The following is a 9862-nucleotide window of genomic DNA, read 5'->3' as shown; positions in this document are numbered from 1 at the left end:
CGCGGCGGGGAGAGGATATTTACAACCCCTGGCAGAGATACTTCATCTCCAGGTAATCTTCGATTCCGTGTTCCGAGCCTTCGCGGCCAAGACCCGACTGTTTCACTCCGCCAAATGGCGCGACTTCATTAGAAATCAGCCCGGTATTGATGCCGACCATGCCGTATTCCAGTTGCTCGGAGACGCGCCAGATACGGGCGGCATCGTTGCTGTAAAAATAGGAGGCGAGGCCGTAGATGGTGTTATTGGCCTGCTCAATGACCTCTTGCTCATCCTCAAATTTCACCAGCGCGGCCACCGGGCCGAAAATCTCTTCCTGCAGCAGCAGTGACCCAGGCTGTACGTCGCCGATTACCGTAGGGGTGAAGAAATTACCGCCAAGCGGATGCGCTTTTCCGCCGGTTAACAGCGTGGCGCCGCGGCTCATGGCGTCGTTGAGCAGGGACTGCACTTTGCGTCCGGCATCGGCGTTGATAAGCGGGCCAATCTGGACATCGGACTCGCTGCCATCGCCGACTTTCAGGGCGGCGACGCGGGCGACGAACTTATCGCAGAATTGGTCGTAGATGGCGCGATGAATATAGAAGCGGTTGACGCAAACGCAGGTTTGCCCGGCGTTGCGGAACTTGGCGATCAGCGCCCCCTCGACCGCTTTATCGATATCGGCGTCGTCAAAGACGATAAACGGCGCGTTACCGCCGAGCTCTAAAGAGAGCTTTTTGATGGATTCCGCGCACTGGCGCATCAGCACGCGGCCGACTTCGGTCGAACCGGTAAAGGAGAGCTTACGTACCCGCTCATCGCCGGTGAACACCGCGCCAATCTCACGCGACTGCCCGGTTACGACGTTAATGACGCTCTGCGGGATCCCGGCCTGATTCGCCAGCTCCGCCATCGCCAGCGCGGTAAACGGCGTTTCGTTAGCCGGCTTAATCACCATCGTACAACCCGCGGCCAGCGCCGGGCCGGCCTTCCGGGTGATCATCGCCGCCGGGAAGTTCCACGGGGTGATCGCCGCGCAGACGCCTACCCCCTGGCGGATCACCATCAGGCGTTTATCGGCGCCGGGGGAGGGGATTATCTCGCCGTTGGCGCGTTTCCCTTGTTCGGCAAACCACTCGATAAACGAGGCGGCATAGGCGATTTCGCCTTCCGCTTCCGCCAGCGGCTTGCCCTGCTCGGCGGTCATGATCTGCGCCAGCGCGGTCTTGTTTTCGAGGATCAGGCGGTGCCAGTTTTTCAATAGCGCGGCGCGCTGGGCGGCGGTGAACGCGCGCCAGCCCGGCAGCGCGGCCGCGGCGGCATCCACTGCCTGTTGCGCTTCCGCACGCCCCATATTGGGGATCTGGCCGAGCGTCGCGCCGGTGGAAGGATTGCTGACGGCAAGCGTCGTGCCGTCGGCGGCGTCGCGCCAGCTTCCGGCAATCAGCGCCTGCTGGCGAAACAGATCTGAGTGAAACACAGACATAGCAAGCTCCTTCAACGATTACGGCTGGAACACCTGGGCGACCAGATTGTGGAAATGCGCGATCCCGTGCTCGGAGATACCGCTGCCGCTGTTATCCGCCATAATGCGCCCCTGGCCGCGATAGCCGCGGGACTTCAGCCCCTTCTGTACGCTTTCCACCAGGCGTAAATCTTCCGGGCGGAACACGTCGCGATACCACTCAATCAGCGCTTTCTGATCGTCAGTCAGCTCTTCGTTGGTGAAATAGATGTCGTAATTCTGCAGAGTGGTCTCTTCATCCACCGGGAATTCATAGATAACGGTCATCATGCCCTTGATCGGCGTGACGTTGAACATGGTGCACGGCCACAGCCAGAAACCGTGAAACGCGGCGTCGGTACCCTCTTCGAATTTAAACGACTGCTCGGACGGTTTGGCGAAGCCATACTGCAGCGTCCATTTGCCGTGCATGGTGTGCCAGTAGCGGTCAACCTGGACGGAATCCGAGAAGCCCGGGTGCGCCGGACCGCAGTGGTAACATTCCAGATAGTTATCGACGATATTTTTCCAGTTCGCCGGGGTGAGGGTGGTAAAGCGCGCCGCCAGTTTCAGATCATGCACGTCCGGACAGGCTTCCAGCACTTTGTCCTGCAGCCCCGGTAGCTGCGTTTCCACACTCTCCGCTTCCGGATTCATATTGATAAACACAAAGCCGGCATACTCTTCCAGGCGAACCGGCACCAGCGTTGCCTTTTCGCTATCGAAATTCGCCACGTTTTCGCAGTTGCGGGCGTGGGCGAGATTGCCGTCCAGCTTGAAGGCCCAGGCGTGATAGGGGCAGGTAATCACGTTTTTGGCTTTGCCCTCGCCGCTCAGTAGCTGGTGGCCGCGGTGTGGGCAGACGTTATAGAAGGCGCGCAGAATGTTGTCGCGGCCGCGGACTATAACGATATTTTCGCCGATGATCTCCCGGGTAATGTAATCGTTCGGCCGGGCGACCTCGCTGCCGTGGGCGACGCAAATCCAGCTATTGGCGAAGATGCGCTCTTTCTCGTGCTCAAACGCCTGGCTGTCGGTGTAAAAACGGGCCGGAATGGTCCAGGCGTCCTGTGGATTGGCACAAAAGTTAATCGGCAGGGTGAAGTCAGGGCTCAAATTGCTCATGTAGGGTCACCTTGTGATTATTGTCAGTAAGAGGTTTTACAGCGACTGGCCGTCGCCTTTGAGTACCGCGCCAACCGGCAGCGTCTCGGCTTTAATAATGGGCTCGGGGGTATGGGTTTCTATCTGATGGACCGGAACGTGGGCGTAGTCCTGTTTTAACCAGCGCACGAAGCCGCCGGTTTTAATCAGTAAAATGGCCAGGAACGGTAGGGCGGTCAGCACCACGGTAGTTTTCATGGTCTCAAGCGAAGCGCCGGTAAACAGAATCGACAGCGGGATGAGGGTGATCACCACGCACCAGAACAGGCGCATGCCGCGATCCGGATCCTCGCCTTCGCGCAGGTTGCGGGTACTGGTCGCCGCCATGGTGTAGGCCACCGCATCCATGTGCGAGGCGAGGAAAACAATCATCACGAACAGATAGGCGGCGAGGAACAGCTTACCTGCCGGCAGCGACATCAGGACCTGCTGGACGGCGGTTTCGCCGCCGAGAGTCTGCATCACCTGTGGTACGTTAATCACGCCGTTAACGAACTGGTGCATGGCGTAGCTTTCCATCACCCCGAAGAAAAACCAGCAGCCGGCGGTGCTACCGAGGAGCAGTCCCCAGATCACCTCTTTGATTTTGCGCCCGCGGGAGACGCGGGTGACGAACATCGCCACGCCTGGGGTGTAGGAGATCCACCACAGCCAGTAGAAGACGGTCCAGTTGCGGGTAAAGGCGCCGTCGCCGAGCGGGTCGGTAAACAGGCTCATCTGCAGGAAGTTTTGGGTCGTCAGGCCGACGGCGTTAATGATGTTATTGGTGATGAATTCGGTCGGGCCAACCAGTAATACCACCAACGGCAGCAGAAACGCCCCCCAGCCGACCATTTTGCTCAGGCGCTGCAGGCCGTTGTTGATGCCAATCCACGAACTCATGCAGAAAATACCGCCGGAGAGCAGGATCACAAATGCCTGCATGGTGAAGTTATCCGGCAGTCCGGTCAGCGCTGACAGGCCGCGGGTGAAGGTGGCGGCAGTGACTACCAGCGAAATGGTTAACGCGCCGACGGTGGCGATCAGGAACATCAGATCGACCAGGCGGCCCCAAAAGCCCTGCGGATTAACGCCGGTGATCGCCGAAATAATCCCGGAAAGGCTGAGGCCTTTATTTTTCCGCACGTGGAAGTGATAGGCCATGATCAGCGAGGCGAGGGTGTAGGTCGCCCACGCGCTAATGCCCCAGTGGAAGAAAGAGTACGGGATGCTGTATTCCAGCGCTTTTGCTGAATGCGGCGCAATATTCAGGCCAGGGGTCTGGTAGTAATAAGCCCACTCGGCAACACCCCAGTACAGGGTAGAGGAGCCGAGCCCGGCGCAGATAAACATAAACAGCCATGAGAGAGTGCTGTACTCGGCTTTGCCTTCGCCGAGCCGGATATTGCCGTATTTGCTGGTGGCCAGATATAACACCAGTCCCAGCGCCAGCAGCACCAGCACCTGTACCGCGGAACCCAGCAGGCGGGTGACGCCGTTAAAAATCGAATTAGCCGCCTGGGCGGTTTGTTGGGGGAAGAGACTTAATGTAGCGGCGATGAAAACAATGGCCGCCAGGCTGATGACAATCAGCGGCACATCTTTTTTCTTTACGTTGCTCAACATGAGTGATCTCCTGGGCATGATTGCCCGTCGGTGGCTTTAGCCTGTCGTTGTTATCACGCTGTAGGGTCAGGGTTCGTAGCAAGATGCTATTAACAATTGGATTATTTCTTCGTTACATGAATTAAACAATTGGCCGTTTCGTGAAGCAATAAAACACGAAACGGAAATAATAAAAGGTGAATTGGCGCAGGTTCTGTCCTTTCAGGAATTAATAAAGTTCACCGCTGTGATGCGGTTCACTTGTCAATCGTGGGGGATTCTGCATAGCGAAAAGAGAGGGGAGTTGGCGGACCAGGCGCGCGGGTTTTCCCGGGTAGCGGCTGCGCCTTACCTGGGCTACTTGCTGTGCCGTTTTTTTGCCGGGTGGCTGCTGTGCCTTACCCGGCCTACTCACTACATTATCGTGCCATTGTAGCCCCGGTAAGCGCAGCGCCACCGGGGAGCGGCGGGGTAATTACGCCAAAATGGCCTTGCAGATAGCCTCGCTAACCTGCTGCGTTGAGGCACTGCCTTTCATGTCCGGAGTTTTCGGTCCGCAGGCGATCGTCTGCTCAATCGCCGCCAGAATGCCATCGTGAGCGGCGTGGTAGCGCTCATCGCCGTTGCCGAGGAAATCGAGCATCATCGCCCCGGCCCATATGGTGGCGATCGGGTTGGCGATATTTTTACCGTAGATATCCGGCGCGGAGCCGTGAACCGGCTCGAACAGCGACGGGAAGGGGCGCTCCGGATTGAGATTGGCCGACGGCGCAATGCCGATAGTGCCGGTACAGGCCGGGCCGAGATCGGAGAGAATATCGCCGAACAGGTTGGAGCCGACCACCACGTCAAAACGCTCCGGCTGCAGCACGAAGCGGGCGCACAGGATATCGATATGCTGCTTGTCCCAGCGAATTTCGGGATAGTTTTTGGCCATCTCTTCCACCCGCTCATCCCAATAGGGCATGCTGATGGCCAGGCCATTGGATTTGGTTGCGGAGGTCAGCGTTTTGCGTGGGCGGCTTTGCGCCAGTTCGAAGGCGTAGCGCAGGATCCGGTCAACGCCGCGGCGGGTAAAGACCGACTCCTGAATCACCACTTCATGCTCGGTGCCTTCATTGGCGCGGCCGCCGAGGGCGGAATATTCGCCTTCGGTATTTTCGCGCACCACGTAAAAATCGATATCTCCGGCCTTTTTACCCGCCAGCGGGCAGGGGACGCCGGGGAACAGGCGCACCGGGCGCAGGTTGACGTATTGATCGAACTCGCGGCGGAACTTCAGCAGCGACCCCCACAGCGAAATGTGGTCGGGAACGCTATCCGGCCAGCCGACGGCGCCGAAGTAGATAGCATCGAAGCCCTGCAGCTGCTCGCGCCAGTCGTCCGGCATCATCTTGCCGTGATGGGCGTAATATTCGCAGCTTGCCCACTCCATCTGCTCGAAGCTCAATGACAGATCCCAACGCTGTGCGGCGGCTTGCAGCACGCGAATCCCTTCAGGCAGCACTTCTTTGCCAATTCCGTCACCCGGGATGGCGGCAATACGACAGGTTTTTTTCATTCCGGTTCTCACTTTTTAACGATGATGTTTGACCACCTGCCTATCCTATAATTGACTGGTTCATAATTAATCACGCTAACTGGTGAAACATAAAACACAGATCATGAATAATCTGCCGCTGCTAAATGATTTACGCGTCTTTATGCTGGTCGCTCGCCGGGCCGGGTTCGCCGCCGCCGCCGAGGAGCTTGGCGTATCGCCGGCGTTCGTCAGCAAGCGGGTTTCGCTGCTGGAGCAAACCCTGAATGTGATGTTGCTGCACCGGACCACCCGTCGGGTCACCATTACCGAAGAGGGGGAGCGGATCTATGAATGGGCGCAGCGCATTTTGCAGGATGTCGATGAGATGATGGATGAGCTTTCCGACGTGCGCCAGGTGCCGCAGGGAACGCTGCGTATTATCAGTAGCTTCGGCTTTGGCCGTCGGGTTGTCGCCCCGGCGCTGTCGGCGCTGGCTCTCCAGTACCCGCAGCTGGAGCTGCGTTTCGATGTCCAGGACCGGCTGGTGGATTTAGTCAATGAAGGGGTGGATCTCGATATTCGCGTCGGCGACGATATCGCACCGAATCTGATTGCCCGCCAGCTGGCGGCCAATCACCGCGTACTCTGCGCCTCGCCGCAGTTCCTTGCCCGCCATGCGCCGCCGAAACAGCTGAGCGATCTGGCCGCGTTACCCTGCCTGGTGATTAAAGAGCGCGATCATCCGTTCGGCGTCTGGCAATTGCATAGCAAAGAGGGCCAGCACGCCATCAAGGTAACCGGGCCGCTCTCCTCCAACCATGGTGAAATTGTGCATCAGTGGTGTCTGGACGGGCAGGGGATTGCGCTCCGTTCGTGGTGGGACGTCCGGGAGAATATCGCCAGCGGACATCTGGTGCAGGTGCTGCCGGACTACTGGCAGCCGGCCAACGTCTGGGCGGTTTACGTCTCCCGGCTGGCGACGTCGGCCAAAATCCGCACCACCGTGGAGTTTCTGCGCCACTACTTTCAGCTGCACTATCCGCAGCATGAGCCGACGGCCAGCGCCGTCGGCAGAGGCGATTAAACCCCAAGGCGGTCGCGCAGGCTGTAGTAGGCGGCGCCCATGGCGGTAAAAGGAATGCGCAGGCTGCGGCCGCCCGGGAACGGGTAGTGCGGCAGTTTGGCGAAGGCGTCGAAACGCTCGGCGTCGCCGCGCAGCAGCTCTGAAATCAAGCGTCCGGCAAGGTGGGTACAGGTCACGCCGTGGCCGCTGTAGCCCTGCATGTAGTAAATATTGTTATCGAGACGCCCGAACTGCGGCATCCGCGACAGGGTCAGCAGGAAGTTGCCCGTCCAGCGGTAGTCAATCTTCACCCCCTGCAGCTGCGGGAAGGTTTTCAGCAGTTTCGGCATAATCAGCCGCTCCACGTCGTCCGGATCGCGCGCGCCGTAGACCACGCCGCCGCCGTACAGCAGACGGTTGTCGCCGGTCAGACGGTAGTAGTCCAGCAGGTAGTTACAGTCTTCCACACAGTAGTTTTTCGGGATCAGCGAGCGGGCGACCTCTTCCGACAGCGGAGCGGTAGTGACCACCTGGGTGCCGCACGGCATGCTGCGTTTCGCCAGCTCCGGCTCCAGTTTATCGCCAAGATAGGCGTTGCCGGCGACGATCACGTAGCGCGCGGTGACCTGGCCGCGCGCGGTGCTGACCACCGCCGGGCTGGTGTGCTGGATGCGGGTGACCGGCGACTGCTCATACACCCGGCCGCCGTTCAGGCGAATGGCATCCGCTTCGCCGATGGCAAGGTTCAGCGGGTGAATATGGCCGCCGCTGTGGTCGAGCAGGGCGCCGACGTAGCGGTCGCTGTCCACTTCGCGACGAATGGCCTCTCTGTCCAGCAGCTCCAGCTGGGTGTTGCCGTAGCGCTCCCAGTTGGCTTTCTGCTCTTCCAGGGTTTCCAGCTGTTTATGGTTCATCGCCACGAACAGGCCGCCCGGGCGGTAATCGCACTGGATCTGATACCGCTGGATGCGTTCGCGGATGATATCGCCGCCTTCGAACATCATGCTGCCGAGCATTTTTGCCGCATCCGGGCCGTAGTTCTTTTCAATGACGTCGATATCGCGGCTATAGGAGTTGACCAGCTGACCGCCGTTGCGGCCGCTGGCGCCGAAGCCGATGCGCGCCCCTTCCAGCACCACCACGTCGTAGCCCATTTCGGCCAGATGCAGGGCAGACGAGAGGCCGGTGTAGCCGCCGCCGACGACGCAGACGTCACAGTTGATGGATCCCTCCAGCGTCGGGAACGGTTCATACTTGTTGGCGCTGGCGGCATAGTAGCTAGTGGTATGTTCAGTCATGATCAAGACTCCAGGGCAATCCAGATGGTTTTCAGTTCGGTGAATTTTTCCAGCGCGTGCAGCGATTTATCGCGCCCGTTGCCGCTCTGCTTGTAGCCGCCGAACGGAACGGTCATATCACCATCGTTATAGTTGTTGACGAAGACCGAGCCGGCCTTCAGGCGGCGGCTCATGCGGTGGGCGCGGGAGAGATCGCGGGTCCACACCGCGGCGCCCAAGCCGTAGTCGCTGTCATTGGCGAGCTTTAGCGCCTCTTCTTCGCTTTTGAAGCGGGTCACCACCAGCACCGGGCCGAAGATCTCTTCCCGGCTGAGGGTTGATGCCGGGTCGACGTCAACGAAAATGGTCGGGCCAACGGCGGCAGGCCACGGGTTTTTCCGTCCGTCGAGGAACAGGGTGCTTTGGCTTTCGCCGCCGCGAATAAAGCTATGCACGTTGTCGGCATGGGTATTGTCAATCAGCATGCCCATGGTGGTGTCCGGATCGAGCGGGTTGCCCGGCTGCCAGTGTTGCGCCTCAGCTTTCAGCCGCGCCAGGAACTCGTCAGCGATGCTCTCCTCGAGCAGCAGACGGGTCCCGGCGATGCACACCTGTCCCTGGTTGTAGAAGATGCCGCCGGCGGTGGCGCGAACCGCTTGTTGCAGATCCGGGCAATCGGCGAAGACAATGTTGGCGCTCTTGCCGCCCGCTTCCAGCCACACGCGCTTCATATTGCTGTCGCCGGCGTCTTTCAGCAGCTGCTTGCCGGTGCGGGTGGAGCCGGTGAAGGTGATGACTTCAACATCAGGATGCAGGGCCAGCGCCTGCCCGGCCTCGTGGCCAAAGCCGCTGACCACGTTCAACACGCCGTCCGGCAGGCCGGCCTCTTTCGCCAGCCCGGCCAGACGCAGGGCGGTAAGCGGCGATTTTTCCGAGGGTTTGAGGATTACGCTATTGCCCGCCGCCAGCGCCGGGCCGAGTTTCCAGCAGGCCAGCAGCAGCGGGAAGTTCCACGGCACCACCGCGGCGATCACGCCAATTGGTTCGCGAACGATCATCGCCAGCTCGTTGCTGCCGGTGGGGGCCACTTCGCCATAGACTTTATCCAGCGCTTCGGCATACCAGCGAATGGCGCGGGCGGCGCCGGGAATATCGTCGCGCAGGCTGTGGCGAATCGGTTTGCCGGTATCCAGCGTTTCCAGCAGCGCCAGCTCTTCACGATGGGCCTCCATCAGATCAGCAAAGCGAGTGAGGATCGCTTTACGCTGTGCGGGGGAGGCCTGCGACCAGTCGCCGTTATCAAAAGTCTGGCGCGCGGCTTTCACCGCCCGTTCGACGTCGGCTTTTTTACCGCGGGCGACCTGGGCTAATGTCTGCTGCGCGGCGGGGTCGATCGTCTCAAAGGTGGTATTATCGGCCGCGGCGCAATATTCGCCGTTAATAAATAAGCGCGTTTCAATGGCCAGGTTTTTCGCTTTTTCCTGCCAGTAAGCCAGGTGCTGAAAATTCATCATGACTCCTTAAAAACATTATCGGCAAATTAATCAGTGCGGCGTTTTCAGGCTGCACGGGGGCACTGCGCCGGGCGCAGGGCATAGCGTATCCCCGGAGTTGAATACCGTTTTATTCTCCTGATTTTTGACGGGTTGTTTGCAACCCGAATTATTCAGGAGCGAGTCGCCATTCACTGGCGTTAATTATTTCAGGGCCAACAGGAAATAATATTCCGTACGGCGCAGACGTTATTACTACGAGTTCTTCGCCCC

General features: G+C 59.3%; 7 protein-coding genes. 1 reads left to right on the top strand and 6 read right to left on the bottom strand.

Annotated elements, in window-relative coordinates; all coding sequences use genetic code 11:
- Positions 1-19: 19 nt before the first annotated feature.
- From HMPREF9538_RS07700 to HMPREF9538_RS07715, 4 genes are all read right to left on the bottom strand, one after another.
- Positions 20-1468 carry an NAD-dependent succinate-semialdehyde dehydrogenase gene (locus tag HMPREF9538_RS07700; protein WP_009485770.1) on the bottom strand — a complete coding sequence of 483 codons (1449 nt, stop codon included), beginning with the start codon at positions 1466-1468 and terminating at the stop codon, positions 20-22.
- A gap of 18 nt (positions 1469-1486) precedes the next feature.
- Positions 1487-2611 (bottom strand): carnitine monooxygenase, oxygenase subunit YeaW, encoded by a 1125-nt coding sequence (gene yeaW, locus HMPREF9538_RS07705; protein WP_002898571.1) that lies wholly within the window; start codon positions 2609-2611, stop codon positions 1487-1489.
- A 36-nt stretch (positions 2612-2647) separates the two neighbouring features.
- Positions 2648-4255: a BCCT family transporter gene (locus HMPREF9538_RS07710; RefSeq protein ID WP_009485769.1), complete on the bottom strand. Its 1608-nt coding sequence runs from the start codon at positions 4253-4255 to the stop codon at positions 2648-2650.
- 454 nt (positions 4256-4709) lie between these two features.
- Positions 4710-5795, bottom strand: a complete 1086-nt coding sequence (locus HMPREF9538_RS07715; protein ID WP_009485767.1) for a tartrate dehydrogenase — start codon at positions 5793-5795, stop codon at positions 4710-4712.
- An 82-nt stretch (positions 5796-5877) separates the two neighbouring features.
- Here HMPREF9538_RS07715 and HMPREF9538_RS07720 point away from each other — a divergent pair, with 82 nt between their 5' ends.
- Positions 5878-6840: a LysR substrate-binding domain-containing protein gene (locus HMPREF9538_RS07720; RefSeq protein ID WP_004221441.1), complete on the top strand. Its 963-nt coding sequence runs from the start codon at positions 5878-5880 to the stop codon at positions 6838-6840.
- Here the strand turns inward: HMPREF9538_RS07720 and HMPREF9538_RS07725 are convergent.
- On the bottom strand, positions 6837-8117 hold the full coding sequence (locus HMPREF9538_RS07725) for an NAD(P)/FAD-dependent oxidoreductase (RefSeq protein WP_002898585.1): 1281 nt from the start codon (positions 8115-8117) through the stop codon (positions 6837-6839). The genes HMPREF9538_RS07720 and HMPREF9538_RS07725 overlap by 4 nt on opposite strands.
- Before the next feature lie 2 nt (positions 8118-8119).
- Positions 8120-9607, bottom strand: coding sequence for an aldehyde dehydrogenase PuuC (gene puuC / locus HMPREF9538_RS07730; RefSeq protein WP_020317008.1), 1488 nt, complete (start codon positions 9605-9607; stop codon positions 8120-8122).
- Between the last annotated feature and the right edge of the window lie 255 nt (positions 9608-9862).

It is taken from the genome of Klebsiella sp. MS 92-3 (assembly GCF_000195655.1).
Classification (GTDB): domain Bacteria; phylum Pseudomonadota; class Gammaproteobacteria; order Enterobacterales; family Enterobacteriaceae; genus Klebsiella; species Klebsiella pneumoniae.
This window is presented reverse-complemented; position numbering and strand designations above follow the sequence as displayed.

Coding starts and splice junctions, on each gene's coding strand:
- HMPREF9538_RS07710 (WP_009485769.1), bottom strand. CDS start 4,255: ATGTTGAGCAACGTAAAGAAAAAAGATGTGCCGCTGATTGTCATCAGC.
- HMPREF9538_RS07725 (WP_002898585.1), bottom strand. CDS start 8,117: ATGACTGAACATACCACTAGCTACTATGCCGCCAGCGCCAACAAGTAT.
- HMPREF9538_RS07700 (WP_009485770.1), bottom strand. CDS start 1,468: ATGTCTGTGTTTCACTCAGATCTGTTTCGCCAGCAGGCGCTGATTGCC.
- yeaW (WP_002898571.1), bottom strand. CDS start 2,611: ATGAGCAATTTGAGCCCTGACTTCACCCTGCCGATTAACTTTTGTGCC.
- HMPREF9538_RS07715 (WP_009485767.1), bottom strand. CDS start 5,795: ATGAAAAAAACCTGTCGTATTGCCGCCATCCCGGGTGACGGAATTGGC.
- puuC (WP_020317008.1), bottom strand. CDS start 9,607: ATGAATTTTCAGCACCTGGCTTACTGGCAGGAAAAAGCGAAAAACCTG.